Consider the following 24,746-nt stretch of genomic DNA (forward strand, 5'->3'; position numbering starts at 1 on the left):
AGAAACGCCCGCGCTGCTGAAAGCAACGCGGGCGTTTTCCGTTAACTAGGCTTTTGGCTGAAGGCTGGTTCGGGTAACCGATTAATGGGTTAGCCATTCAGCCATTTACCTTTTTAGAACTTCATGCCCAGGTCCAGGGCAAACTCACTGTTCTTGATGACCACGTTGCTGAATTTCCGCTCGTCGCCGAAGTAGTTGTCGATGTTGGGCAGGCCGCGCTGGTAGCGCAGGCCGGCGAATACCTTGGTGCTCTGGCCTACCTGGTACTCGGCGCCGAAGCCCGCCAGTACGCCGGCGTCAGGTATCAGCAGAAACTTGTTGCTCTTGAACGTCTCGCCGGAGCCGGGGTCTTTAAATTCCTTTTCCCCGTCGATGCGGGTGCCGATGTTGCCGGCCAGGTAGCCGCCCAGCTGGAAGTATAGCTTGGTGTCGGTGGTTATGTCGTTGGTAAACAGCTTAATGGTAAGCGGTAGCTGCAGATACTGCGCCCCTACTTTCAGTTCCCGGTTAGAGCCATCCGTGTACGTCAGCTTGCCGCCTTTGCCCACTAGGTCGAGGCCGGTGCTAAAGGCGTAGTTTTCGCCGAAGAAGTAATCGACCACCAACCCACCCCCAATGCTGAGTTTGGACTTGCCTTCGAAGTTGTTGGCCGAGCCGTCGGCGCGTAGGGAAGTAACAGCGGGCGAAAGGCGTAGGCCGATTTCCACCTGAGCCGAAGCCGCCGAAGCCGAAAATCCTACGGTCAGGAGCGCTAGAAAGAGTTTTTTCATAAAGCAGCAAAGAAATGAAGGGTCAGATACTAGCGCCTACGTTGCGGCGTTCGGTTTTGGCTAATTTCGCCCCAAAGATAGAAACGTGAACTTCAATCAAACTTGTATGCAGGGAGTATTCCGAATGGCGCTGGGAATCGGTATGCTGACGGCGCTGGCAGGCTGTGGCCGTGATACGGCGCAGTGTGAGCAAAACCCCGAGGTAGCCCGCGTGGCTGCCCCGGTGCATATGGAAAGCCTGATTCAGCCATTTTTTCAAATCAAGAACCCCGCCGATGCACAACAGTTTCTGAACGCTCACCCACGTTTCGCTGATCAGTTTCTGCAGCGCCGCCAGTTCCCGTCCGATAATCTGCTGGATCAGCGCCTCACGCAGCTGGCCACGAATGCCGGCCTGCAAAAGCTGGCCCGGGAAACGGAAGCGGCGTTTAAAGATACGGCTGCCCTGCGTCAGCAGCTGCACCAGGCTTTTCAGCACGTGCGCTACGAGTTTCCCGATTTCCGGGTGCCGCCCGTCAACTTGTTTGTGAGCGGGCTCAGCCAGGACGTCTTTGTAAACGACAGCCTGCTGGTGCTGGGGCTGGACTTCTTTGTGGGACCTAAGGCAAGCTACCGTCCGAATGTCCCTGAATACATCTTGCGCCGCTATACCCCGGCCCATGTGCTGCCCACGGTGATGCAGGCAGTATCTACCAAGTACAACCAGCGCCTGGCTGGTAGCCCAACGATGCTGAGCGAAATGGTGCAGTTTGGTAAAGCGCTTTACTTCACCGAGAAAATGCTGCCTTGTACCTCCGACTCCCTACTCATTGGCTATACCAGCCGCGAACTGGAGGGACTGCAGTACAACGAAGCCAAGGTGTGGGGCCATTTCATTGAGAAGAACCTGTTGTACTCGACTACACCATTTGTGATTCAGAAATACGTGGGAGAACGGCCCAATACACCCGAAATTGACCGCACGGCCCCCGGCCGGGTGGGTGCCTGGCTGGGCTGGCAGATTGTGCGCAAATACATGGCTGAGCACCCCAATGTGTCGCTCAAGCAGCTAATGGCCGAAAAGGATGCCCAGCGTATTCTGACGCAGTCGAAGTACCGGCCAAAGAAGCGCTAACGGCCTCCCTCGTGCATATTGCCGTCTTCAGCCAGTACCACACCAACCCCGACTGCCCGGCCACCAGCCGGCACTACTCCCTGTTGCGGCATATTGCCAGCACCCACCGCGTTACACTGATTACGACGCGCACGTGGGAAAGCCAGCGCCTTACGGAGCAGTTTCCCTGGCTGCCAGCTGGCGTTACGATGCGGGCGGCAAACGTGCCCTATGACAATAAGATGGGCCCTGCCCGCCGCGCCTTGTCGTTTGCGCAATACGCGGCCTATGCCCTGCGGGAAGGTCTGCGGCTCGAAAAACCCGACGTGATATGGGGCATCAGCACCCCGCTTACGGCGGCCTGGGCAGCCGCTCAGGTTGCCCGACTGCGGCGGGTACCGTGGGTGTTTGAAGTGCAGGACTTGTGGCCCTCTTTTCCTATTGCCATGGGGGCAGTGCCCAGCCCATTTGCCCAGCGTCGCCTGTTTGCGCTGGAAAAAGGGCTTTATCAATCGGCAAAGCACATTTTGCCTTTGTCGCCCGACATGACCTCCTATGTACAGGGCTTGGGCATTCCGGCGGCGAAAATCACCACGGTGCTGAACGGTACTGATCTGGACCTGGCGGCCGCCGCTACTGAGCAAGCCGTAGCCGAGCTGCGGCAAGCCCATGACCTGGCGGGAAAAAAAGTTGTGCTGTACGCTGGTACTTTTGGTCGGGCCAATGACATCCTTACCCTGATAGAAGCAGCTGAGCAGCTTGCAGCCCTGGATGCCAGTATCTGCTGGGTATTTATGGGATTGGGGTATTACGAGCCGCAGGTGCGGGAAGGGGCTGCGCGGTGCCCGGGCATCCGGCTGCTTACGCCCCAGCCCCGCCATGCGGTGTTTGCCTGGTTCAAGCTGGCGGATATCTCCGTCGCGTCCTTTCTGGAACTGCCCGTGCTGGATGCCAACTCCCCGGCTAAGTTCTACGACAGCCTTGCCGTGGGCACCCCCGTGGTGGTTACCAACCAAGGGTGGACGCGGGCCTTTGTGCAGGAGCATGGAGTAGGGTGGTACGTGCCCGCCAAACAGCCACTAGCACTAGCACAGCACCTGCACAAGCTTATTAGCAGCCCGGAGGACGTTCAGGCCGCCGGACAGCGCGGGCAATTAGCTGCCAAGAAGTATTTCGATAGGGCCAGTATAGCAGCCATTGTTCAACGCACGCTGGAAGAAGCAGCCAAGTCAACAAACCATGTATAACTGGTTTTCGACCTTTTTATACTAAGCGGCAGATCGAGTCTGCGTTTAGGCGCTGGGAAGCCCGTTTTCCTCCGCAGGAAGGCTTGGTATATTCTTAACCAGTGGCGCTACCTGGCGGGCGTAGTAAGCGCAGATATTGGTAAGCGGGCAGATGCTACACTTAGGCTGCCGCGCTACGCAAATGTAGCGGCCGTGCAGAATAAGCCAGTGATGCGCCTTCGGAATAAGGCTTTCGGAAATGTAGCGAACCAGTTCTTTTTCTACTGCCAGCGGTGTTTTGGCAGTTTTAGGTACCAAGCCTAATCGGTGCGACACGCGAAAAACGTGCGTATCCACGGCCATAGCCGGCTGGTTGTAGATGACGGACATGACCACATTGGCCGTCTTGCGTCCTACACCGGGCAAGCGCTGCAGCTCTTCCAGGCTGCTCGGCACTTCCGCGTTGAATTCCTCCACCAGCAGCCGGCCCAGGCCCGCCAGATGCTTGGCCTTGTTATTAGGGTAGGAGACACTCCGAATAAAGGGAAAGATATCCTCCGCAGTGGCGGCGGCCAAGTGAGCAGGCGTAGGAAACTGGCGGAAAAGCTCCGGGGTAATCAAGTTTACCCGCTTGTCGGTGCACTGGGCGCTGAGCACCACGGCCACAATCAGCTCGTAGGGGTTGCCGTAAGCCAGCTCCGTTTCGGGCTCGGGGAAGTGCGTGGTGAAATACTCCAGGAAACGCTGAAAACGCTCGGCTTTACGCATAACGGCACGGGACAGGATCAGCCCGCAAGTTCAACCAAAAAAACGTCATCCGGTACTCCAACCGCCTCCTTCGTGAAACACGGAGAGGTGGCCGGAGTACCGGACGAAACAGAGCCAAAGCGGAAAATCAGCTGGCAGTCAGAAACGTGCGGGAATACTGCAGAATGTTCTGCACTGTGGCACTGCGTGGTGTTTGCCGCAGGGAGTCGAGGGCGCGCTGGGCGAGGAGCAGATCGGCGCACTTGGCGGCGAGGTCGGCGTCGTGCACCAAGGCCTGCTCTATTTCTGACTGTTCATCAGCCGGCAATTCGTTGTACACGTACCGGAGGAGTTTCTCGTGGGTAAAGGTTTTGATCATAGAAAACGGGTTGCGCGGACATTTTCTTCCGCAGGTTGATCAGCGCGTAGCGCATACGCCCCAGCGCCGTATTGATGCTCACCCCCGTCGCGTCGGCAATTTCCTGGAAGCTCATGTCGCCGTAATGACGCATAATGAGCACCTCCTTTTGGGCCGGCGGCAGGTCCTGTATTAACTCCCGTAACTGAGCATAGGTTTCCTCGCGGGTAAGCGCAGCTTCAGCCCCCTCTTCCGCCAACGACAGCGAGTTGAAGGTGTGGCTGGTCGTATCCAGGTTCTGGAGCGGGCTGCGTTTCTCCCGGCGGAAAAAGTCAATGGCTAAGTTGTGGGCAATGCGGCAGATCCACGACGAGAACTTGCCCTCCTCGTTGTAACGGCCGCTTTTCATGGTATGCACCGCCTTGATGAACGTATCCTGCAGCAGATCATCCGCCACGTCGGTATCCCGCACAATCAGCATGATGGTGGTGAATACGCGGCTTTTGTGCCGTTCCAGTAAAAGGGCAAAGGCATCTTCTTGTCCGCTGATATAGAGCGAAATCAACGCGGAGTCGCTCGGCTGCATGGTTTCCATAAAGGGCTACGGGTTAGGGAACGTAGAGCTTTAGGCCATATTGTGCAGCTAGAGACGAAGAAGGGGAATAAAATTCGGGGATTCGGAACTGACTCCTGTCCAAATGTAGAAAACCAGCCGACCAAACACAATGCCGGCCAGAGCCAAAAGCAATATTTTTTTCACGCGTTCTTCACGAAGCTCGGCAAGCGCGCGTTATAGCCTGCTGGACCGTCGGCAGCGGCCGTGCCGTAGCAGGGAGGAAAAAGAGCGTTGCCGCTTATTGCAACTGCTTATCGAGCGTGTTCAGCTCCGCATTGATTCGGGTGGCTTCTTCCGATACCGGAACTGCCTGCGCAGCGCGCTCGGCTAGCTTTTCCGTGAGCTGCTGCACGAGGGTAGCTTTGCGCTCCACTCGGGCCAGAGCCTTTAGGGTCTCGGCCGATAGGGCATTGGGCATTACTACTGTGGTGCCCTTATAGCCCGTTACCTGCTCATCCAGCTGTTGAATGGTGGCCGCGGAAAGCATATCATCATTGAAGCCGACAACATCTCCCTGCATATTGATGGCGCGTCCATTGGTCAGCCGCTGGGTGCCATTCTTGGAGACGATACGGCCATCGGTGTACACGGTAGTGCCATTGGCGAGTTTCAGCGGGGCCGTCAGCGGCGTCACTTTACCTCCTTGAATGCGCATCATGGTACCCTTGCGCCGAAATGCCCCATCTTTTAAAGCCGTTTTCACGGGCTGTTTGGCGGGAGAAGCAGCAGGCGTCTGGGCCCAGACGGGCGTAACGGCGGAAGTCAAGAAAAACAGGAAGAGGAAAAGACGGAGCATGGCGGAGCGGGCTAAACGTAGATAATTGACCAAGGTGTGGGCCTAGTACGCAATTGCGGCCAAGAAGGTAAAACCCACCCGTTGTGCTGGTGAGCCCGGAGGGCAGGCGCTACCTTTACCCCATCACGCCTGCCCTTTCTTATGCCTCAATCTGCTGCTTCCCGTTCCGGTCATGATCCTTATGCTGCGCTGCGCTTGCCGGAATTCCAGCGGTTTATAAGTGCCCGCGCGCTGTTTGTGGTGGCTACCCGCGTGCAGGGGCTGGTGGTGAGCTGGCAGCTGTTTAAACTAACCGGTGACCCATGGAAGCTGGGACTAATCGGGCTGACGGAGGCCATTCCCAGTATTGCCGTATCTCTCTACGCCGGGCATGTGGCCGATTCGGTGAAGCGCAAGAATATCATTGTGACGGCAGTGGCGGTGCTGTTGCTCTGCGCCGCTACCCTCACGCTGCTGGCATCTCCTGCTGGGCTGCCGTTGCTGAGCAAAGACCAGCTAGGTACATGGCCTATTTACGCCGTTATTTTCGTGAGTGGCATTGCCCGGGGTTTTCTGGGGCCGGCGCTGTTTTCCTTCATGCCCCAGTTGCTGCCCACCAAGGAGCACTTGGCCAATGCTGTTACCTGGAACAGCACCACTTGGCAGGCATCCTCCGTTCTGGGGCCCGTCTTGGGGGGCTACCTGATTGCACACGCGGGCGTAGCCAGCGCCTACACCGTATCGACGGGGCTGCTGGTCCTGGCCCTAACTATGTTCGGCAGCCTGACTTCGCGCCCTTTGCCAGCCCGTATGGGCGAGCGGCTGGATTTCCAAACCAGTATCCTGAGTGGCCTGCAGTTCATCTTTGGCAACCAGTTAGTGCTGGCCGCGCTTTCTCTTGATTTGTTTGCGGTGCTGTTCGGTGGGGCCGTAGCCTTGCTCCCGGTTTTTGCGGAAGACATCCTGAAAGTAGGCGCCGCCGGCTTGGGGCACCTGGAAGCCGCGCCAGCGGTGGGCTCCGTTCTAATGGCCGTGCTGCTGACGTATTTTCCGCTTCGGCGCTTTGCGGGCCGCAAGCTGCTGTGGGCCGTAGCCGGCTTTGGCCTGGCTACCATCTGCTTTGCCCTGTCGCGCAATTTCTGGCTGTCGTTGGTGCTGCTGTTCCTGACCGGGGTGTTCGACTCCGTGTCGGTGATTGTGCGCTCAACGTTGCTGCACACCTTCACGCCGGAGCACATGAAAGGGCGCGTGTCGGCCGTAAACAACATCTTCATCGGCTCCAGCAACGAAATTGGCGCCTTCGAGTCGGGGGCCATGGCCAAGTGGCTCGGCACCACTGCCTCCGTGGTGTTTGGCGGAACGATGACGATACTGGTTGTGCTGTTCACGGCCTGGCGCGCCGACAAGCTGCGCGAACTGGATATGACGCCGGCAAAACCCGCAGAGCCTACTACCTAACTATTGGCGCTCCAGCGAGTAATCTAGCTTGGAGTCGTTGATGGGTTTGCCGCTGCCGTCCAGCAGCACCAGCTGCTGCGGGTTGCTGACCAAGTAGCTCCGGCCCGGGTGTGAACCACTGGGCGGCAAGCTCAACACTTGGCCACGCACCCGCCAGGTTCCGCGCTGCTCTACGGGCTCGGGCTCCTTATCGAGGTAGGTTTGCCGCAGCACAAACGAGCTATCCGCGTTCAGCAGCAGTTGAGTGGCTACACCGCGGCAGTCGGGGCAGGGGACGGTATCGGCGTAAGTGCCCGCCAGGCTTTGCGCTACCGGAGGTGCTTCTTTTTCAGCGGCCGGGTTCTGGGGGGCGGTGCCGTAGGGGTTTTCCCGGCCTTGGCAACCAGCAAACAAAAGCAGCGCAAACGAAGCAGTATAGGCAGAGCGGAGCATAAGCAAAAAGTAGTAGGCGAATTAGTATACGGCAGCCCTACGCCAACGGCTGTATCCGTGTCCGTCAAACGCGCCGAAACCCGTAGCTTTAGGCCGCTATTTGCCTTGCCCGTATGGCTGCTGCCCTTTCTCCCGACGCGCTGGAAAACCGGTTGGTGCATTTGCGCACCACCGATGAGGCCGCGTTTATGGAGCTGTTGTTTCGGGAGTTTTACCGGCCGCTGGGGCAGGTTATCCAGCGCGTGGTGCAAGACCGGGAGGCCACGGAGGACTTGCTGCAGGATGTATTTGCGCGGGTGTGGCAAGGCCGGGAAAAGCTCGTTATCAGCACCACGTACCGGGCTTACCTATACCGGGCCGCGCTGAATGCGGCGCTACGCTACGTAGAGCGGGGCAAGCGCCAGGTAGCCTGGGAGCAGGCACCAGCTGCGGCCGAGCCAGTGAGCCACGCGGCGGATGAAGACCTGCATCATCAGGAAGCCGCGGAGTCGGTAGAGGCCGCCCTGGCGGCGTTGCCACCGCAGTGCCGGGCCGTGTTTATGCTGAGCCGCTACGAGGAAATGAGCTACCAGCAGATTGCTGAGGCGCTGGAAATCTCGCCTAAAACGGTGGAAAATCAGATGGGCAAGGCCCTACGCATCTTGCGCCAACAGCTCAGCGGCGTTTTGCGCAACCTGTACAGCTGGCTGTTCTAACCTGAAGGCGGCCGCCAATTTTCTAGTTAGTTGATGGGTTTGGGTAGCGTCAGGAGGATTGCGCAGGGACTAGCGCACTGCAAACTGGCACTGATTTAAAAAAAGTTGGTAGCCGCGTAGGGGTAGGGGCGAGGTTCCGGGTCTTAGAAGGGAAATCCATCTTCTGTTCTCTTCACTCAACCTCTTTTCTGCTATGAAAATGCGTTTGCTCACTGCTCTGTTGCCCCTGGCTGCCCTGCTGGCCGGCTGCCACAACGACATCTTAGGCCCCACGGTGCGGGGCAGCGGCCCCATCCAGTCGGAAACCCGCACCATTGAGGAATTCACGGAGGTCGAACTGCCCATTGATGCGGAAGTCTACCTTACCCAGGGAGTCACCCAGGAAGTACGCGTGGAAGCACAGGGCAACATTCTCGACGTGCTGGAAACCGACGTGGATGGCAACCGGCTACACATTGACTTTGGCCGTACCATCGTACGCAGGCACGACCGGATCCGCGTGTACCTGACCACGCCCCGCCTTACCCGCCTGGTTCTCGCGGGCTCCGGCCACATCGTAAGTACCAACACCTGGTTGCTGCCCCGCCTCGATGTGTCCATCAGCGGCTCCGGCAGTACCGATCTGGCTTGTGAGCAAGCCACCAACCTAACCACGACAATTTCGGGTTCGGGAAAAGCAAGGTGGGAAGGCAATGCTGGCCACCACGAAATCAACATCAGCGGCTCAGGCGAGGTAGCTAGCTACGACCTCGACACGGATGCCGTGGACGTTAACCTGGTCGGCTCGGGTCGGGCAAAAGTCCGCGTAGCCGACAACCTGACGGTGCGCATCAGCGGCAGCGGCAACGTGTACTACAAAGGCCGGCCCAACATTTCTACCGAGGTATCCGGCTCGGGCCGGGTGCTAAACGCCAACTAGCGTCAGCTGGCCCCTGGCCAGGACTACGAAATAGCTCGTCCGCTTTTCTCGTAGCCCTGGTCAGGGGCTTCAGCCGGAAAATCCCGAATTTGGCGGGTAAGTCTGGCCACTTGCTGCCGCCCATTGGCTGACTCTTCGTTTCTTCGCGTTATGTCTTCCCCTATTCCTGCATCTGATGCCCCCTGGGAGCTGCTCGCCAAGCAGCTGGCCGGCGAGGCTACGCCGGCTGAGCTGGCCGAGCTGCAGGCATGGGTGCAGGCCCAGCCCGAGCGGCAGCAATGGCTGCGCGAGACTACCCGGGCCTGGGAGCAGGCTACCCCGCCAGCCCCAATTTTTACAGAGGCCGATGTAGAATCAGCCTGGCAACGCTTTCGGACGCGGGAAAACATACCAGCGGTAAACTCTGGCACTGTGCCTCATACCGAAGCACGCGTGGTGCCGATGTGGGCGGCCCAAGGCTGGTTGCGCGTAGCGGCGGCCATCCTGCTACTGCTTGGGGTGGTAGGCTTGTGGCGCCTTACCCGACCTGCGGCACCGGCCAGCTACCCGATGCTGGCTGTGCAGGCGGGCAATGTGGTGCGTGTGGTGGGCTTGCCCGATGGCAGCAAGGTGTGGCTGAACCGCCAGTCCAGCCTGCGCTACGCCGCCGGATTCAAAGCTGGAAAGCGGGAAGTAGAGCTGCAGGGGGAAGCCTTTTTCGAAGTTACCAAGAACCCGCAACGGCCCTTTACCGTGCTGAGCTCCACTTCGCGCACCCAGGTTTTGGGTACTTCGTTTAACGTGCGGGCCTATCCGGGAGAAGACTCCGTGGAGGTTTCTGTAGTGACGGGCAAAGTAGCCTTCGGGCCCCGGTCTGCGCCCGCCGATACGGTATTGCTACTACCGGGGCGGCGGGGCGTGGTGCAGGGCCTGCAGCCCGGTCGAGCCCGCCGTACGCTCACCGTCGACTCCAACTTCCGGGCTTGGCAGCAAAAAGAGCTGCGTTTCGACAACGCCACGGTGGCCGAGGTGCTGCGTACGCTGGAAACTACCTTCGCTACGCAAGTTTCAGTGCCTGATTCGGCCGTGCTCACGTGCCGCTTCACGGGCTCTTTCTCAACTCCTACCCCCGCGCAGGTGCTGCGGGTGCTCAGCCTCACGCTGGGCGCTGAACTCTCTACCCAACCCGATGGCAGCTACGTGCTGCGTGGCGCCGGCTGCACCGCGGCGGGAGCAGCGCAGCCCTAGCTGGGATTAGGCTGTATGCTGGGGACCCGTATTTTCGCGGGCCTATGCGGTCTGTATGCGGTACCTGATTCTGTTTCTATTTTGCTGGGTGCCCCTGCGGGCCTGGGCGCAGATGCCGCAGGTGCTGCAGCGGCCCGTGCCCATCACAGCCGACAACCAGCCCCTGAGCACCGTGCTGCGGCAGCTTAGCCGGCAGGGAGGCGTCTCATTCAGCTATAGCAGCACCGTGCTCCCGCTCCAAACCCGCGTGACCATTCCCCCCGGCCCACCCCGGCCGCTGTATTACACCCTTGATGCCTTTTGCCGGCCTTTGCGCCTTTCGTATGCCGTAGTGGAAGGGCAGATAGTGCTCTGGCGGGCCAATGACCGGCCCCCGGCAGGGCTGCTGGCAGGAGCCGGCATTTACCCTAAGCCGCTGGGGCCGCCGGCCCCGCCCCGGCAGGCGGTACCGCTGCGGCCGCTACCTACCCGCCGGGTGGGTGTGCGAGTGAAAAAGTACCCCCTGGCCCGGCAGCTGTCCACGACAGCCAATGCCACGGCTTCCGTAGCAGCTACTCCGGTACCTGACTTATCAGGCCCAACGCTTTCCGCGGCCGATACCATTAACATGGCGGCTGATACGGCCGCCTACTTCAACCTGGGCAATATCATGGCGAAGGCGCAGCAGACCCTGGTCGCCATGAAACGCCAGGCCCAAATCAAGGGCCGACAGCTGAAAACCACGGCCCAACGGGTAGCCGCCGTGCCGCCCATGGCGCTCAGCCCCGACTCGGCCCGCTGGCGCCAGCGCCAAGCACGGGCCTCACGGTTTATCGACAGCCTTACCGTGAGCATCATGCGGGCCAAAGTCAACCTGCGTGCGCGCGACACAACTCTGGCCAGCACTGCTGTACGCCCTCCGCGCGTCGCGAATTCATTGTACGACGAGCATACGTGGCAGATAACCCTGGTGCCGCCTCTGGGAACCAATGGGCTACGGGCCGGTCGGGCCGTCAACCGCTATTCCGCCAACGTGCTGGTGGGCTATGCCGCCGGCCTGCGCGGGCTGGAGCTGGGGACGGTGCTTAATCTGGACCGTGATACGGTGCGCGGCAGCCAGTTGGCTGGGGTAGGCAACCTGGCCGGGCGCCACCTCGGTGGGCTGCAGGGCGCCGGCGTGCTAAACGTAGTAGGGGGCGGAGGCCGGGGCTTGCAGCTCGCGGGAGTGCTGAACATAGCAGCGCGGCCCTTAGCCGGCTGGCAGGCGGCTGGGGTGCTCAACTACGCCGGCCCGCCCCGCCCCGATGCGACGGAACCCGCGGGCCCGTTGGTCCAGACGGCCGGCGTGCTCAACGTGTCGTTGGCTGAGGTGAGGGGCGTACAAGCTGCGGGCGTGCTCAACGTGGCGCGGCGGGTGCGCGGAGTGCAGCTTGGCCTCTTCAACGTAGCCGATACGGTAACCGGGGCCAGCGTGGGGCTGCTCAACTTCGTGCGCCATGGCTACTACCGCCTCGATGTGCTGTATAGTGAAACCTGGCCCGCTCTGGCCACGCTCAAGCTGGGCGGCAGCGCCTGGTTCTACACACAATTCGTGGGGGCTGCGCAGCCATTCGATGGGCAGTTGCGCTGGGGTCTGGGCTACGGCTTGGGCACGGAGCTGGCAGCGCGGCGGCGGTTCAGCCTGAGCCTCGATGCCCTGGCCCTGCACGTAAACGAAGAGCCCAGCGGCTGGACAAAACAGCTCAACCTGCAAAGCCAGTTGCGCCTGCTCGTGGGCTGGGCGTTGTGGAAGGGAGGGCGGATACGCCTGGTAGCCGGGCCCGAAGTAAACGTGCTGGTGTCGCAACGCTACGACGCCGACCGGCAGGCGGTGTACTCGCAAGTGGGGGAGGGGCAGCATCTGCTGGCTGAAAACCTGAGTGGCTCTACGCTGGTGCGCGTCTGGGCCGGGTACAGCGCCGGGTTACGTTTCTAGCTGGCGACGCGCTAGGTCGGTAAACTTGAACTTGAAATAGCGTCGGCCCAACGCAGCACACAGCTTGCTCGTGCTGTGAATAAAAAATATCAGAAAATAAATGCTTACCCGTAGGGGTAAGCGCGGGGAAGCGTGTCTTAAGTACGAAACCCGCAACCAGCCGGCCGGCTACTTCCTGAGTTCAGGGTTTGCGGGGTGATGCACCCGTCAGCTTCGGCTGCCACTACCTTCTGGCTTTTCGTTGTGCGCTGCTTTTCCGGGCAGCCCGGGCCGCGCTTTGTCTGCTCATTTCTTCTTCTTACCTATGAAAACTCTTTCATTGCGCAGTCTGCTGCTGTGCTTTGCGCTGCTATCTATATCCTGGGTTCAAGCGCAGGAACTCACCCAAACCATTCGGGGCCGCATCCTCGACCGCGAATCACAGACGCCGCTGGTGGGCGCCACGGTCGTGGTGCTCGATACCAACCCACCCCAAGCTGCTACCACCGATGCCGATGGTTATTTTAAGCTCACCAAGGTGGCCGTGGGCCGTCATACACTCAAGATTTCCTTTATCGGCTACGAGGAGCAAACCATTCCGGAGCTGCTGCTGGGCTCGGGCAAAGAGCTGGTACTGAATGTGGGGCTGGCCGAAGCCTATACCAGTCTTGGCGACGTGCGCGTGGTGGCCGAGCGCGAAAAGGGTACGGCCCGCAACGAAATGGCTACCGTGAGTGCCCGCTCTATTTCGGTGGAAGAAAGTAAGCGCTACGCAGCCAGCATTTCTGACCCGGCCCGCACGGCCCAAACCCTGGCCGGCGTGGTAGCCTCCGGCGACGACCTGGGCAACGAAATAGTCGTGCGCGGCAACTCCCCGCGGGGGCTGCTCTGGCGCATCGAAGGCGTAGAAGTGCCCAACCCCAACCATTTTTCGGCGGAAGGGGCCAGCGGCGGGGCCGTGAGCGTGCTTAGCTCCAACGTGCTCAGCAACTCCGATTTCTTTACCGGAGCCTTCCCCGCCGAGTACGGCAATGCCTTGTCGGGCGTGTTTGATGTGCGCCTGCGCAGCGGCAACAACGAAAAGCGCGAGTATGCCTTTCAGGCCGGGGTGCTGGGCGTTGATTTTGCCGTGGAAGGTCCGCTGCGGCAGGGCGGCAAAGGCTCTTATCTGGCCAACTACCGCTACTCCTCCCTGGCTCTGCTGAAGGATATTGGCATTGATGTGACGGGCGGGGGCGGAGTACCCAAGTACCAGGATCTGTCCTTCAAGCTGAATATGCCGGGGCGGCACGGCACGCTGGTGCTCTGGGGCGTGGGGGGGCTGAGTACTTCCAACTCGCACGCCGTTACCGACACTACCCTCTGGAAGCGCTACTACGACCGGTTTGAATCGGTGAGTGGGTCAGATATGGGCGTAGCGGGCCTCACGTACACGTACCCACTGTCGGAGCAGGCTTATCTAGAGACCAGCCTCTCTGCCTCCGCCTCCCGTCAAACCTTCCAAAGCAATGCGTTTGAGACCGAAGGCCGCGTCACGGATGCCGACCAGAAATTCGTGAGTACGGCGCTGCGGGCCTCCGTGCTTTACAACCATAAGCTGAGCTCCCGCCATACCGTGCGGGCGGGCTTCATTGCCAGCCGGCTGGGGTTTGATGCCCGCAGCGGCTTCCGCGATGATAATTACGGGGGGCAATTTGTGCAGTTCCTCGACCAGCGCGGCACGGCCAACACTTGGCAAGGCTACGGACAGTGGAAGTACCGCGCCACCGAGCAGCTTACCATAAGCAGTGGCCTGCATGCTCTGTACTTTGCCCTGAACGGCCATAGTGCCGTAGAGCCGCGCGTGGGAGCCCGCTGGGCATTTTCGCCAACTAAGTCGTTTTCGGCGGGGCTGGGGCTACATAGCCGGCACGAGGCCCCCTTCATCTACTACACCCGCATCCCATTGGGCGAAGGAGCCTACTCTGAGCCCAATAAGAACCTCGACCTGGCCCGGGCGGCGCACGTGGTGCTGGGCTACGACCAACTGCTGCGCGAAGACCTGCGCCTGCGGGTGGAGCCCTACTTTCAGCACCTCTACCGCGTAGGCATTTCGCCGAACCCGAACAGCGCCATGTCGGCCCTCAACTACGGCGGCGGCACCGCTACCGACTCGCTCGTGGCCCGCGGGCGGGGCCGCAACTACGGTCTCGACGTGACGCTGGAGAAGTTCTTCACCGGCCAGTACTATTACCAAGTTACCGGCTCCCTCTACGACTCTCGCTACCGGGCCGCCGACGGGCAGTGGCGCGGCACCCGCTACAACGGCCACTACGTGCTGAACGTGCTGGGCGGGCGTGAGTTCAAAGTAGGCCGGCAGCGCAACAACCTCATTGGGCTGAACCTGCGCCTGCTCTGGGCCGGCGGCAACCGCTATACCCCCGTAGACCTAGAGAAGTCGAGGGAAGCCGGGTACCAGATCAACGCGCAGGGGCAGGAATGGGCCGAACAGGGCCCCAGCTACTCTCGCCTGGATGTGCGCCTGAGCTACCGGAAAAACAACCCCCGGGCTTCGCACATCATTTCCCTGGATGTGCAAAACGCCACCAACCACCTCAACCTCTACGGCCGCTTCTACGACCGGTATTCCGAGCAGGTAGAAACCGCCTACCAAACTGGCCTGCTGCCCTTCCTGAATTACCGGGTGGAGTTCTAGGCGCGAGCTTTAGAATTCATAAATGCTCTGAAAGTCCTGCTGAGCTTGTCGAAGCATCTCTACCGCTTCGCCTACTGGTATTCAACGAAGCGGTAGAGATGCTTCGACAAGCTCAGCAGGACGATTTACGGCTTTGAGAGCATCCAATAAAACGCCCTGCCGCCTACGGGAATACGAGGCGGCAGGGCGTTTTATCAAATAGAAAAGGGCCTAGCCGCGGGGCTTATCGGCGGCGGAGGCGCGCTTGAGGGAGTTCAGCTTGCTTTTCAGGGACGATGACACCACCGGCTGCGTCTGCTTTTGCAGCCAGTCGTTGATGAGCTGTAAGGCTTTGGGGGAAAATACGGGCTGCTGCTGCCCATTCACCATGGCCCATTCGGCCGGCGGGGGCTGAAACCAATGGTTGATGTTGGCCAGCTTTTCCGTTTTCACCTCCGGGCTGTTGCGCAGCCCTTTGTTGAGGATAGATAAGTTCTTGCCCGAAGCCACTTGTAAGTCGTCGGTGCCGTTGAGGGCCAGGACGGGACACTTAACCTCACTGAGGCGAGCGGAAGGATCGAAATCCAGGTAAAAGCGGTACCAGGTGGACGTGAGCTGGTCGGCGCGGGCCGACACCATAGTATGGTCGATATCGGTGTTGTTCTGGCGGAGAAGTACGCCCAGCTTGGCCCGGGCCAGCGCATTGTTGGGCGTCTGCCGGATGGTTTCCACCATGCGGTCTTCCAGGTCCAGCGCGGCTTTCACCTGCGCCGTATTGGCCCCAATCAGCCGCATAATCTCTACCTGCTGCTGCCGGAGTACCTCCCGCCCCGACTGCCCGTAGCCCGCCAGGGAAATCAGGAAGTCGGGGCCTTTGGGTTGGGCGGCGGCCAGCAGGGCAATGTTAGCGCCTTCGCCGTGCCCAATGAGCCCTACCTGGGTTTTCTTCACGCGGTAGTGGGCCCGCAGATAGCCCAGCGCCGCCTGCGCATCACTCACCAGATCGGCGGTGGTAGCGGCCAGATACTTGCCCTGGCTCTGGCCCACACCCCGGTCGTCGTAGCGAAGTACGGCGAAGCCGCGGCGCGTGAGGTAATCGGCCAGGATGGCGAACATGCGATACTGCTCCTGGGAAGCGTCGCGGTCCTGAGCCCCCATATCCGAAACCAGGGCCACGGCTGGAAACGGACCAGTACCGCTGGGCATAGTGAGCGTAGCGCCTAGGCGCAGCTTAGCCACCTTGTTGGGCACAATAACTTCCTCCTTTTTGTAGGGTGGCGCTGCTTTGAAAGCGGCGTTTACCGCCGAGGTGGCCGTGCGCGTAAGCACCAGCTCACTTGTCAGACCCGGCTGCTGCCAAGTGCCCACCATCATTTTGCCATCCTCGCTGAGCTTGCCAATAAACCGGCTCCCGGCCTGGTCAATGCGCAGCTGCACGTCGCGGCCCTTTACCTGCGCATCGACCGGCATCCGGCTCACCTTCTGCTTGGGCACGTCCAGGGCCGCGTAGTACCCCCCGGTGCTCAGCGGCACAATGGTGATGATCAGCTCCATTTCGCCGCCGGGCACTTTCAGCGGGCCCGTCCACTGCCCGTTGAGCACGGGTGGGATACCGCCGGCCAGCAATTGAACAGGCGCCCACCAGATCAAGAGGAGGAAGAAAAGCGCGGGTATAGGTTTCTTCATAAAGTGAAAAATAAGGACAAGAATCTGCCACGAATTCCAAAAAACGGGACTGAAATTATCAAACCCCGGCCAGACTTGCCAGCCGCATCAACTGCTCCTACGGAAATTAGCAAAAAACCACTAAGCAGGCCTTGCATAATCCTGTAATTAGTGAATTTTATGGTGCCAGAGCAGCTTTTGACGACCCCCAGGGTCTGTCGTATATAACATAGCCAATAATCGATTTTATGAGCCGGATTACGCAGGTTGCCCTTGTTGGGATATTTCTATTGGCTCTGGCGCACGGCGCAGCAGCTCAGGCCCGCCTCTTTGCCCCCGATACCCTTTCCGATGGCGGCGTGTTTGGCCTGGCCTTGTCGGCCGATGGGCAGGAAGCTTACTTCACCGATTCCGATAAAACCCGGACCTCGTTGCGGCTGATGCAGGCCAAGCGGGTAGGGGGGCGGTGGCAGCCGCCCACGCCGGTACCCTTTGCCAGTGCCTACCGGGATATTGACCCCATCTTCTCGCCCGATGGGCGGCGCCTGTACTTTAACTCGACGCGCCCCTTGGAGGCCGGGGGCAGTGAGCGGCCCAACTTCGACGTGTGGGTAGTAGAGCGCACCGCCGGTGGGGGCTGGTCGGAGCCGGCGCGCGTGCCCGTTGTTTCCCAGGACTCTACTTCCGAATCGTACGCCTCCGTGGCCCGCAATGGGGCTATGTACTTTACTTCGACGCGAAAAGCAGGCCCGGGGAAATCGGATATTTACCGCTCGGCCTGGAAAAACGGAGCGTATCAGCCCGCCGAGGTCTGGCCGCTTAATACCCCCAGCTCCGACGGCAACCCCTACATTTCCGCCAACGACCAAGTGCTGTGGTTTCTCTCGGACCGGCCCGGCGGATTCGGCGCTACCGATTTGTACGTGAGCTACCGCCGGGGAAAAACCTGGAGCCCGCCGCATAACCTGGGCCCCGCCGTAAATACCGACGCTTCCGAGTTTTGCCCCTTGCTGTCGGCCGATGGCCGGACGCTGTATTTCTCCCGCACCGTGCGGGAAGGCACCGTCATAACCCGCGAAGATTTGTATTCGATTCCCGTCGCCGAGCTTCAGCTGCCCCGGGAAATTCTGCGGCGGCTGAAGCCCTAAGCAGGCGCAGAAGCCGTGGTCTGCTATTTTGCGGCATGGCACCCTTCTCCCGCATCCGCTCCCGCCTGCACCCGTGGGCCGTGCTCACTGTATTGCTGCTTGGTAGCTTGCGTGGCTTCGGCCAAACGGCGGCCGCCTTTATTACCAACCCCGCGCAATGGGCGGCCGAGGTGCGCGCCTTCGCCCGGCAGGACAGCCTTACGCCGCTGCCCAAGCGGCCCGTTCTGTTCTATGGCAGTTCCTCGGTGCGTAAATGGACCACGCTGCAGCAGGATTTCCCCGGCCTGCCCGTGCTCAACCGCGGCTTCGGCGGTTCCCGCTTTCCTGATGCCCTGTACTTTTTTGATGAGCTGGTGCTGGGCTACCGGCCCCGGCAGGTAGTGCTCTACGAGGGCGACAACGACCTGGGGGCCGGAGCCACCCCGCAGCAGGTGTATGCTTCCTTTCGGGAGTTTGAGAAGCGCATGCGCCAGCATCAGCCTCTGCGCCGGGTGCCGCTGGTGTTTCTGGCCATTAAACCCAGCCCGGTACGCTGGGCGCTCTATCCCAAAGTGCAGGAAGCCAACCAGCTCATCCGTCAGTATATCGAAGCGCACCCTAAGTACCTGCGGTTCGTGGATACAGCCACTCCCTTGCTGGGTCCCAACGGTCGGCCCCGCCCGGCATTCTACGAGTCTGACAGCCTCCATCTGACGCCCGCCGGGTACGCTGCTTGGACTCAGGTGGTAGGGAAGGCGCTGAAGAAGTAGGAAATCAATAACCTTTTGCCAAAAATCTCTTTGGTTGATATGTGTAACACAAAGGCATATTGACCATTGTATGGTAAAGCTTGATTTCTATTAAAATACTACGTTAGAATATTGTATTCAACGTACAGTGAACTTATCCATTCTTATTATTTCATCAATTGATAGAGACCAAAATGTTGCTTGAATTGATTTTTTTATCTCTTGGTTGAGTTATGTAAGGGTTTTGGAACTCTATATCAAGTACTATGTCCCAGCTCTTTATTATATCATGTTGAATGTTTTTAGGTAGTTCTTCAAGCCTCGTATTGTCTAAGTTCCTCTTAACAAGTAAATCCTCAAAATCTTCAACATCTTTTTCTGAGCTCCCAATATAACTTGCGAGAGATAGTGGATAATGCCAAAGTTCGAAATCTGAAAGTAAGACATCTTCGTCATTCTTGATGATTTCCATTCTAACCCCCTGTTCTCCTTTATGCAAATGCCCATTAAAACGTAAGTCGGGCTTAGGCTTTTTAGCATTGTCCCACTGATACCATGCCCATATCGGATAACAACCGGAAAATGGGCGTTTGCCAACTCTATCATCCATTTTCTCCATTAGCCAATGATATCCATATAAAAATCCTTCATCTTCTATAAACTCTCTTCTGCCATAGATTATCTTATTTGTTAATAAGCTTTCATAAAACTTAAGATTCTGTACGGTCCAAAGCGTCATACTTATTTAATAAAAAATTAAAAAACGAATTTAATATTGTACGTAGCTGTTTATGTGTTGCTGATGTGTGACAGGTAAATCGATGTAAAAGGGTAGTAGGAGCCAAGATACGCGCCGAGCTTACCTTACTACATTTTCGAACAAACGTTATTTGCGTGCCGGACGCTTAGCTTCCACTTGCCATCCTGCAGCAGCCAGATATTGGTATAGCGGCGCCGGAGCTTTTGGCCGGCGTTGGGTGCGCCTTTGGCCGGTACTACTACTTCGCCTCCCATAACAACAACCATATCCTTGAAGAAAAGGAAGCTTTCGGGAGTGCGCTCGAAGGCGGAGTAGCGGATAACGCCCTGCTTGATTAAGCCCAATAGCTCCTTCTTCTCTTTTACTATGCGGTTGGTGGGGTGGTTGACGGTCACGTCGTCGTTCATCAGGCTATCCAGGGCGGCCGCGTCGCTGCGGAATATGGCTTGGGCGTGGGCCAGGTCCAGCCGCCGGATTTTTTCCAGGAGAGCAGGATCGGCCGAAGTGGGTTGGGCCAGTGCGGAGCCGGCCACCAGCAGTACCGGCACCAGTAGGAGGAGACGTTTCATAATGTGGCTATGTAGTTCGTTTACCAAGGCCGCTCGGCTTGAGTGCAGAAGGTAAGTAAATTACAAAAGTCACAGCGTGGCATCAACCAAAGCACAGAGCTTCCTGCTCCGCTGGGCGGTTGCCACCTGCGCCTGAGCGCCGACTGGTGCCGCTATTGGCGGTTTGCTAAGTAGTTGTTCCGGCTATGCACCATGCCTCATACCCTAAGCGCACCCCGGAAGCCCCGGGCGGCATAGTAGGAAGCAGCGCCATTATGATACACGAACACCTGGCCGTACCGGTAATCAGCGAAAAGGCACCGCCAAGCTGCCGGATTTCCGCCGGCGTTTTTAGCCAGCTGGATGTTTTTGCGTCAAACGTCCCGAGCTGTTGCAGCTGCCGGTATTGCTCCTCTGTGAGCAACTCGACGCCCATAGCGGCAGCCATGTCCACCGCGTTGTTGGCTGGCTTTGCCTCGCGCCTGGAGTCCTGGCCTGGCCGGTCATAGCAGAAGCTTCTGCGGCCTTGGGGGCTTTCCGGCGCGCAATCGTAGAAAAGATACTCGTCCGTGCTGGCATCATACCCCACAACGTCCGGTTCGCCCCCGGTTCTTTCCATCTCCTGGAGCGACCAGAGCTTTTCACCCGCTGCTTCCAGCTTTTCCTGAACGTTGCTCCAAGCTAGGGCCGGATGGCGCGCCATGTTCTTTTCGAAACGCGCCTGTAGCAGGCTAAGCAACTCCTGGCGTTGCTCTGACGGCAACTCCTGTCTGTTTTTCATGACGTGGGGATTCTATAGACCGGGCTAGCAGACTCAATCGTAAACATGCGGGCGGTAGAACGGCTGGGGTGTTTTCGTGTAAGCCGCGAGCCGGGCCTAGCAGCACGAGTCTTGGAGCCTTGTTGTAAAGGACCTTCTCTGGAGCTTCATGCTGAGCTTGTCGAAGCATCGCTGCCGTTCCGCCTGAATACCATGTCAACGAAGCGGGAGAAATGCTTCGACAAGCTCAGTATGACTTAAAAACAAAATCCTAAACACAGTCTTCCTGCGTCAGGCCCTCACCAATTAAAAGTTATCTACCGCCAATTTGATGACTTGTTATGTGAGTGCTGGTGCTTGTTTTGTAAACATATTTGGCCTGGCCGTTAAATGTTTCTCTGGGATATTTTGAATACAATATTTCATTTGCTCTACTTTTAATTAGCTCATATCTCTCATCATCACTCAAGTAATCATTTTTAAGTGTGTGAATTATTGAAATGTATTTACCGTTATTATTTACCGTTTTATCAAATATTTTCACGCTTGCTGATACATTATCGCCGAGGCTATCGGTAAGAATGTTTTCCAGGAGCTTGCTTTCAGACTCATTATAGCTGCTCTCGATATACTTATTAGCTGAGAAATCTGGCTTCAGAAGTTAAATAGGGAGGGAAATTAGCAGCATCAACCCATAGGCTACGACAATAGGCGGTAGCGCTTTGGTCAAATCAAAATTTGGCCCGCTGGTCTTGCTAGAAGTAAAAGGTACAATTCGGGTGCCTGCCAGCAGGTCGCCGAGCCGCCTGCCTGGGTTGATAAGCGTCATTAGTACTTCTAGCGGCCATATCACGCAAAATACATTTCGCAGTAAGCACTTCATGGGTGAGGCAACCAGCCCCGTATTATTGTCAACTACTTGTACCTTGGTAATCCTTTTGCCAATACTTTGCCCGTTAATAATGTCTTTGCAGAAATATAAGGCAAAACCCAAAAGCGCAACATACAAAAAGGGGCCACCGAAATCCATTTCGTTCTGCTCATGCGAAATGGTAAATGCTTCCGAAAAAATGCTGATCATCATGGGTATAGCAAAAAGCATAGCTACCATGGTCATGATGAAGTGGTCAAGTATCATGGAGGTAAGCCTCGCTCCGACTTCTACCGTATCTACCGTATTCTGCCTGGTCATATGGGGGCGTTGAGGATATATATTTTGCAGAAAGGTAGCTACATCAGCCGGCTGGTCGCTACGGGCAATAGATTTTTCAGGCGCACCGCTGCGCAACCAACCCAGCTGCCCCCGCCGTACCTTCGCCTGACTTAAGCCGTGCTTGGGGAAACCAAACCCCCGGGCGCAGTTGTTTACCGACCTATGGCCTCCACTACCGATCTGCAAGTAGCCGCCCCCGCGGCCGACCCCATCGACCAGCTCGACCCGCGCGAGTTTATCCTGATCAAAAACGCCCGGGTGCATAACCTGAAGAATCTGAGCGTGGCCCTGCCGCGCAACAAGTTCATCGTCGTCACGGGCCTCTCGGGCTCGGGCAAGTCGTCGTTGGCGTTTGATACGCTTTACGCCGAGGGCCAGCGCATGTACGTGGAAAGCCTGAGCTCCTACGCCCGTCAGTTCCTGGGCCGCATGGACAAGCCCGACGTGGACTACATCCGGGGCATTTCGCCGGCCATTGCCATCGAGCAGAAGGTCAGCATCAAGAACAACCGCTCCACCGTGGGCACCAGCACCGAAATCTACGACTACCTCAAGCTGCTGTTTGCACGCGTAGGCCGCACCTACTCGCCCGTGAGCGGGGAGCAGGTGAAAAAGGATAACGTGGCCGACGTGGTGGACTACCTCATGCAGCTGCCGGAGGGCACCCGCGTGACGCTGCTCTCCCCATTGCTGCCCTCCGAAGATGGCCGCCCAATGAGCAAGGAGCTGGATTTGCTGCTTCAGAAAGGCTACAGCCGCGTGGTGGTGAACGGCGAAACGGCCTTTATTGAAGAGCTGATTGCCGAAGGCCAGCCCGAAGTGCAGGGCGACGTGTTCATCATGATTGACCGCACCGCCATCCAGCCGGGCGATGAAGACCTGATGTTCCGCCTCGCCGACTCGGTGCAGACCGCCTTCTTCGAGGGCCACGGCACCTGCATCGTGAAGATGGACGAGGAAACCCGCACTTTCTCCGACCGGTTTGAGCTGGACGGGCTGGTGTTTGAGGAGCCGAGCGTCAACTTCTTCTCCTTCAACAACCCTTACGGCGCCTGCCAGACCTGTGAAGGGTTCGGCTCGGTGCTGGGTATTGACGAGGACCTCGTTATTCCCGATAAGAGCCTGACAGTGTATGAGGGCGCCATTGCCCCTTGGCGTACCGACAAGCAGAGCGAGTGGCTGAAGCCCCTGCTCAAAAATGGCATCCGCTTCGATTTCCCCATTCACCGGCCCTACAACGAGTTGAGTGAGGCTGAGCGGAACTTGCTGTGGAAAGGCAACAAGTACTTCGACGGGCTGGATAAATACTTCAAGTGGGTATCGGAGCAGACGCACAAAATTCAGTACCGCGTGCTGCAAAGCCGCTACCGGGGCCGCACCACCTGCCCCGACTGCCGCGGTACCCGTCTGCGCAAAGACGCCCAGTACGTGAAAATTCAGGGTCAGAGCATTACCGACCTGGTATTGCTGCCGGTAAGCCGGGCCCTGGAGTTTTTCCAGAACCTCGACTTGCCCACGCACGAAGCCAAAGTGGCCGAGCGCCTCGTGACGGAAGTCACGAACCGCTTGGAGTACCTGAACCGCGTGGGCCTGGGCTACCTCACGCTCAACCGCCTCAGCAGCACGCTCTCGGGCGGGGAAAGCCAGCGGATTTCCTTGGCTACGTCTCTGGGTTCGGCGCTGGTGGGCTCCATGTACATCCTCGATGAGCCTTCCATTGGCCTGCACCCGAAGGATGCCGAGCAGCTGATTGGGGTGCTGCGCTCCTTGCAGCAGCTCGGCAACACCGTGATTGTAGTAGAGCACGAGGATAAGATGATGGAGCAGGCCGACCAGATCATCGACATCGGGCCCGAGGCCGGCAGCGGGGGCGGTATCCTGCAATTCCAGGGCACCTACGCTGAAGTGCTGGCCTCCGATACCTATACAGGGCAGTACCTGAGTGGCCGCATGCAGGTGGCCGTGCCCAAAACGCGCCGCCCCTGGCGCAACGCCCTGGAGCTAACCGGCGCCCGCGAAAACAACCTCAAAAACGTGTCGGTGAAGTTTCCGCTGAATGTGATGACGGTGGTAACGGGCGTATCCGGCTCCGGTAAATCCACGCTCATTCGGCGGATTCTGGCTCCGGCCCTGCTCAAGCAGCTCGGCGGAGGCGCGGGCGAAGCCACCGGCAAGTTCGACCGGCTGCTCGGGGTAAACGGGCAGGTAACCCACGTGGAGTTCGTGGACCAGAACCCCATCGGCAAGAGCAGCCGCTCCAACCCCGTGACGTACGTGAAGGCCTACGACGCCATCCGCAGCCTGTTTGCCGATCAGCAGCTAGCCAAGGCCCGGGGCTTCAAACCTTCGCACTTCTCCTTCAACATCGACGGGGGCCGCTGCGAGGTGTGCCAGGGAGAAGGCCAGGTGAAGATTGAAATGCAGTTCATGGCCGATATCTACCTGACCTGCGAGGCCTGCGAGGGCCGCAAGTTCAAGCAGGATGTGCTGGACGTGCAGTACAAGGAGAAAAGCATCAACGAGGTGCTCGAAATGACCATTGAGGACAGCATCGAGTTCTTCAAGGATCAGCCCAAGATTGTGGAGCGCCTCAAGCCGCTGGACGATGTAGGCTTGGGGTATATCCGCCTGGGGCAGTCGGCCAATACGCTGTCGGGCGGGGAGGCCCAGCGCGTGAAGCTGGCGTCGTTCCTGACCAAGGGCAACACCCTGCAGAACGATAAAATCCTGTTCATCTTCGATGAGCCCAGCACCGGCCTGCACTTCCACGACATCAACAAGCTGATGACGGCCCTGAACGCGCTGGTGGAGCAGGGTAACTCCGTGCTCATCATCGAGCACAACATGGACATCATCAAGTGTGCCGACTGGGTGATTGACCTGGGCCCCGAGGGCGGCATCAACGGCGGCCACCTGCTGTTTGAAGGCACGCCCGAGGAGATGGTGAAGCTCAAAGACACCAACCACACGGCCCGCTTCCTGGCTGATAAGCTGTAGTTAT

The 24,746-nt window shown here is 58.5% G+C and carries 21 protein-coding genes and 1 pseudogene; 11 read left to right on the forward strand and 11 right to left on the reverse strand.

Translation table 11 applies throughout. The annotated features are described in order from the left end of the window. Positions 1 to 113 precede the first annotated feature (113 nt). Positions 114 to 770: a porin family protein gene (locus HER32_RS13055; protein ID WP_149072045.1), complete on the reverse strand. Its 657-nt coding sequence runs from the start codon at positions 768 to 770 to the stop codon at positions 114 to 116. A 106-nt stretch (positions 771 to 876) separates the two neighbouring features. Here HER32_RS13055 and gldB point away from each other — a divergent pair, with 106 nt between their 5' ends. Further along, on the forward strand, positions 877 to 1,884 hold the full coding sequence (gene gldB / locus HER32_RS13060; RefSeq protein WP_168682177.1) for a gliding motility lipoprotein GldB: 1,008 nt from the start codon (positions 877 to 879) through the stop codon (positions 1,882 to 1,884). 11 nt (positions 1,885 to 1,895) lie between these two features. Next, on the forward strand, positions 1,896 to 3,110 hold the full coding sequence (locus HER32_RS13065) for a glycosyltransferase family 4 protein (RefSeq protein WP_168682178.1): 1,215 nt from the start codon (positions 1,896 to 1,898) through the stop codon (positions 3,108 to 3,110). Between the two features lie 45 nt (positions 3,111 to 3,155). Here HER32_RS13065 and nth read toward each other — a convergent pair whose 3' ends face one another. From nth to HER32_RS13085, 4 genes are all read right to left on the reverse strand, one after another. Beyond that, positions 3,156 to 3,857, reverse strand: a complete 702-nt coding sequence (gene nth, locus HER32_RS13070) for an endonuclease III (RefSeq protein ID WP_168682179.1) — start codon at positions 3,855 to 3,857, stop codon at positions 3,156 to 3,158. 127 nt (positions 3,858 to 3,984) lie between these two features. Beyond that, positions 3,985 to 4,215, reverse strand: coding sequence for a hypothetical protein (locus tag HER32_RS13075; RefSeq protein WP_168682180.1), 231 nt, complete (start codon positions 4,213 to 4,215; stop codon positions 3,985 to 3,987). After that, entirely contained in the window at positions 4,154 to 4,789 is a 636-nt protein-coding gene (locus HER32_RS13080) for an RNA polymerase sigma factor (RefSeq protein ID WP_149072049.1), read from the reverse strand. The genes HER32_RS13075 and HER32_RS13080 overlap by 62 nt, the downstream gene beginning before the upstream one ends. A gap of 259 nt (positions 4,790 to 5,048) precedes the next feature. Next, the gene (locus HER32_RS13085) at positions 5,049 to 5,606 is read right to left on the reverse strand and encodes a DUF6799 domain-containing protein (RefSeq protein ID WP_168682181.1); all 558 of its coding nucleotides are present in this window, start codon (positions 5,604 to 5,606) and stop codon (positions 5,049 to 5,051) included. Between the two features lie 141 nt (positions 5,607 to 5,747). Between HER32_RS13085 and HER32_RS13090 the strand changes: the two genes are divergently transcribed. Next, positions 5,748 to 7,043 (forward strand): MFS transporter, encoded by a 1,296-nt coding sequence (locus HER32_RS13090; protein ID WP_168682182.1) that lies wholly within the window; start codon positions 5,748 to 5,750, stop codon positions 7,041 to 7,043. On the opposite strand, the gene HER32_RS13095 is transcribed toward HER32_RS13090, so the two are convergent. Further along, entirely contained in the window at positions 7,044 to 7,475 is a 432-nt protein-coding gene (locus HER32_RS13095; protein ID WP_168682183.1) for a copper resistance protein NlpE, read from the reverse strand. A gap of 113 nt (positions 7,476 to 7,588) precedes the next feature. On the opposite strand from HER32_RS13095, the gene HER32_RS13100 reads away from it, so the two are divergent. The 5 genes from HER32_RS13100 to HER32_RS13120 all read left to right on the forward strand — a co-directional run bounded on the left by HER32_RS13100 (position 7,589) and on the right by HER32_RS13120 (position 14,944). Further along, the gene (locus HER32_RS13100; protein ID WP_149072053.1) at positions 7,589 to 8,170 is read left to right on the forward strand and encodes an RNA polymerase sigma-70 factor; all 582 of its coding nucleotides are present in this window, start codon (positions 7,589 to 7,591) and stop codon (positions 8,168 to 8,170) included. Between the two features lie 199 nt (positions 8,171 to 8,369). Then, the gene (locus HER32_RS13105; RefSeq protein ID WP_168682184.1) at positions 8,370 to 9,089 is read left to right on the forward strand and encodes a head GIN domain-containing protein; all 720 of its coding nucleotides are present in this window, start codon (positions 8,370 to 8,372) and stop codon (positions 9,087 to 9,089) included. Positions 9,090 to 9,239: 150 nt separating this feature from the next. Then, positions 9,240 to 10,316 carry a FecR family protein gene (locus HER32_RS13110; RefSeq protein WP_168682185.1) on the forward strand — a complete coding sequence of 359 codons (1,077 nt, stop codon included), beginning with the start codon at positions 9,240 to 9,242 and terminating at the stop codon, positions 10,314 to 10,316. Positions 10,317 to 10,371: 55 nt separating this feature from the next. Beyond that, positions 10,372 to 12,270, forward strand: a complete 1,899-nt coding sequence (locus HER32_RS13115; RefSeq protein ID WP_168682186.1) for a hypothetical protein — start codon at positions 10,372 to 10,374, stop codon at positions 12,268 to 12,270. Between the two features lie 304 nt (positions 12,271 to 12,574). Beyond that, positions 12,575 to 14,944, forward strand: a complete 2,370-nt coding sequence (locus tag HER32_RS13120) for a TonB-dependent receptor (RefSeq protein WP_168682187.1) — start codon at positions 12,575 to 12,577, stop codon at positions 14,942 to 14,944. Positions 14,945 to 15,154: 210 nt separating this feature from the next. On the opposite strand, the gene HER32_RS13125 is transcribed toward HER32_RS13120, so the two are convergent. Continuing rightward, the gene (locus tag HER32_RS13125) at positions 15,155 to 16,609 is read right to left on the reverse strand and encodes an alpha/beta hydrolase family protein (RefSeq protein WP_168682188.1); all 1,455 of its coding nucleotides are present in this window, start codon (positions 16,607 to 16,609) and stop codon (positions 15,155 to 15,157) included. Between the two features lie 227 nt (positions 16,610 to 16,836). Between HER32_RS13125 and HER32_RS13130 the strand changes: the two genes are divergently transcribed. Continuing rightward, positions 16,837 to 17,736 carry a PD40 domain-containing protein gene (locus tag HER32_RS13130; RefSeq protein WP_168682189.1) on the forward strand — a complete coding sequence of 300 codons (900 nt, stop codon included), beginning with the start codon at positions 16,837 to 16,839 and terminating at the stop codon, positions 17,734 to 17,736. A gap of 35 nt (positions 17,737 to 17,771) precedes the next feature. Then, positions 17,772 to 18,485: an SGNH/GDSL hydrolase family protein gene (locus HER32_RS13135; RefSeq protein WP_168682190.1), complete on the forward strand. Its 714-nt coding sequence runs from the start codon at positions 17,772 to 17,774 to the stop codon at positions 18,483 to 18,485. 154 nt (positions 18,486 to 18,639) lie between these two features. Here the strand turns inward: HER32_RS13135 and HER32_RS13140 are convergent, their stop codons facing one another. From HER32_RS13140 to HER32_RS13155, 4 genes and pseudogenes are all read right to left on the reverse strand, one after another. Next, entirely contained in the window at positions 18,640 to 19,203 is a 564-nt protein-coding gene (locus HER32_RS13140; protein WP_168682191.1) for a DUF3841 domain-containing protein, read from the reverse strand. Between the two features lie 128 nt (positions 19,204 to 19,331). Next, on the reverse strand, positions 19,332 to 19,793 hold the full coding sequence (locus tag HER32_RS13145) for a nuclear transport factor 2 family protein (RefSeq protein ID WP_168682192.1): 462 nt from the start codon (positions 19,791 to 19,793) through the stop codon (positions 19,332 to 19,334). A gap of 197 nt (positions 19,794 to 19,990) precedes the next feature. Next, a pseudogene (locus tag HER32_RS13150) lies at positions 19,991 to 20,553 on the reverse strand (DUF4256 domain-containing protein). 640 nt (positions 20,554 to 21,193) lie between these two features. Continuing rightward, positions 21,194 to 22,009, reverse strand: coding sequence for an RDD family protein (locus HER32_RS13155; RefSeq protein ID WP_317169638.1), 816 nt, complete (start codon positions 22,007 to 22,009; stop codon positions 21,194 to 21,196). On the opposite strand from HER32_RS13155, the gene uvrA reads away from it, so the two are divergent. Next, a complete protein-coding gene (gene uvrA / locus HER32_RS13160) occupies positions 21,908 to 24,742 on the forward strand; it encodes an excinuclease ABC subunit UvrA (protein ID WP_168682194.1) in 2,835 nt (944 codons plus the stop codon). The two genes, HER32_RS13155 and uvrA, sit on opposite strands and share 102 nt — an antisense overlap. Positions 24,743 to 24,746: the final 4 nt, after the last annotated feature.

The organism is Hymenobacter sp. BT18 (assembly GCF_012273015.1).
GTDB lineage: Bacteria > Bacteroidota > Bacteroidia > Cytophagales > Hymenobacteraceae > Hymenobacter > Hymenobacter lutimineralis.

Excerpts from the sequence above, each read along its gene's own strand:
- HER32_RS13095 (WP_168682183.1), bottom strand. The coding sequence starts at position 7,475 with ATGCTCCGCTCTGCCTATACTGCTTCGTTTGCGCTGCTTTTGTTTGCT.
- HER32_RS13105 (WP_168682184.1), top strand. The coding sequence starts at position 8,370 with ATGCGTTTGCTCACTGCTCTGTTGCCCCTGGCTGCCCTGCTGGCCGGC.
- HER32_RS13145 (WP_168682192.1), bottom strand. The coding sequence starts at position 19,793 with ATGAAACGTCTCCTCCTACTGGTGCCGGTACTGCTGGTGGCCGGCTCC.
- nth (WP_168682179.1), bottom strand. The coding sequence starts at position 3,857 with ATGCGTAAAGCCGAGCGTTTTCAGCGTTTCCTGGAGTATTTCACCACG.
- HER32_RS13090 (WP_168682182.1), top strand. The coding sequence starts at position 5,748 with ATGCCTCAATCTGCTGCTTCCCGTTCCGGTCATGATCCTTATGCTGCG.
- HER32_RS13140 (WP_168682191.1), bottom strand. The coding sequence starts at position 19,203 with ATGACGCTTTGGACCGTACAGAATCTTAAGTTTTATGAAAGCTTATTA.
- HER32_RS13085 (WP_168682181.1), bottom strand. The coding sequence starts at position 5,606 with ATGCTCCGTCTTTTCCTCTTCCTGTTTTTCTTGACTTCCGCCGTTACG.
- uvrA (WP_168682194.1), top strand. The coding sequence starts at position 21,908 with ATGGCCTCCACTACCGATCTGCAAGTAGCCGCCCCCGCGGCCGACCCC.
- HER32_RS13135 (WP_168682190.1), top strand. The coding sequence starts at position 17,772 with ATGGCACCCTTCTCCCGCATCCGCTCCCGCCTGCACCCGTGGGCCGTG.
- HER32_RS13055 (WP_149072045.1), bottom strand. The coding sequence starts at position 770 with ATGAAAAAACTCTTTCTAGCGCTCCTGACCGTAGGATTTTCGGCTTCG.
- HER32_RS13120 (WP_168682187.1), top strand. The coding sequence starts at position 12,575 with ATGAAAACTCTTTCATTGCGCAGTCTGCTGCTGTGCTTTGCGCTGCTA.
- HER32_RS13080 (WP_149072049.1), bottom strand. The coding sequence starts at position 4,789 with ATGGAAACCATGCAGCCGAGCGACTCCGCGTTGATTTCGCTCTATATC.
- HER32_RS13115 (WP_168682186.1), top strand. The coding sequence starts at position 10,372 with ATGCGGTACCTGATTCTGTTTCTATTTTGCTGGGTGCCCCTGCGGGCC.
- HER32_RS13155 (WP_317169638.1), bottom strand. The coding sequence starts at position 22,009 with ATGCACCCGGGCGTTTTTGATCAGGATAAACTCGCGCGGGTCGAGCTG.
- HER32_RS13100 (WP_149072053.1), top strand. The coding sequence starts at position 7,589 with ATGGCTGCTGCCCTTTCTCCCGACGCGCTGGAAAACCGGTTGGTGCAT.
- HER32_RS13075 (WP_168682180.1), bottom strand. The coding sequence starts at position 4,215 with ATGATCAAAACCTTTACCCACGAGAAACTCCTCCGGTACGTGTACAAC.
- HER32_RS13110 (WP_168682185.1), top strand. The coding sequence starts at position 9,240 with ATGTCTTCCCCTATTCCTGCATCTGATGCCCCCTGGGAGCTGCTCGCC.
- HER32_RS13130 (WP_168682189.1), top strand. The coding sequence starts at position 16,837 with ATGAGCCGGATTACGCAGGTTGCCCTTGTTGGGATATTTCTATTGGCT.
- gldB (WP_168682177.1), top strand. The coding sequence starts at position 877 with ATGCAGGGAGTATTCCGAATGGCGCTGGGAATCGGTATGCTGACGGCG.
- HER32_RS13125 (WP_168682188.1), bottom strand. The coding sequence starts at position 16,609 with ATGAAGAAACCTATACCCGCGCTTTTCTTCCTCCTCTTGATCTGGTGG.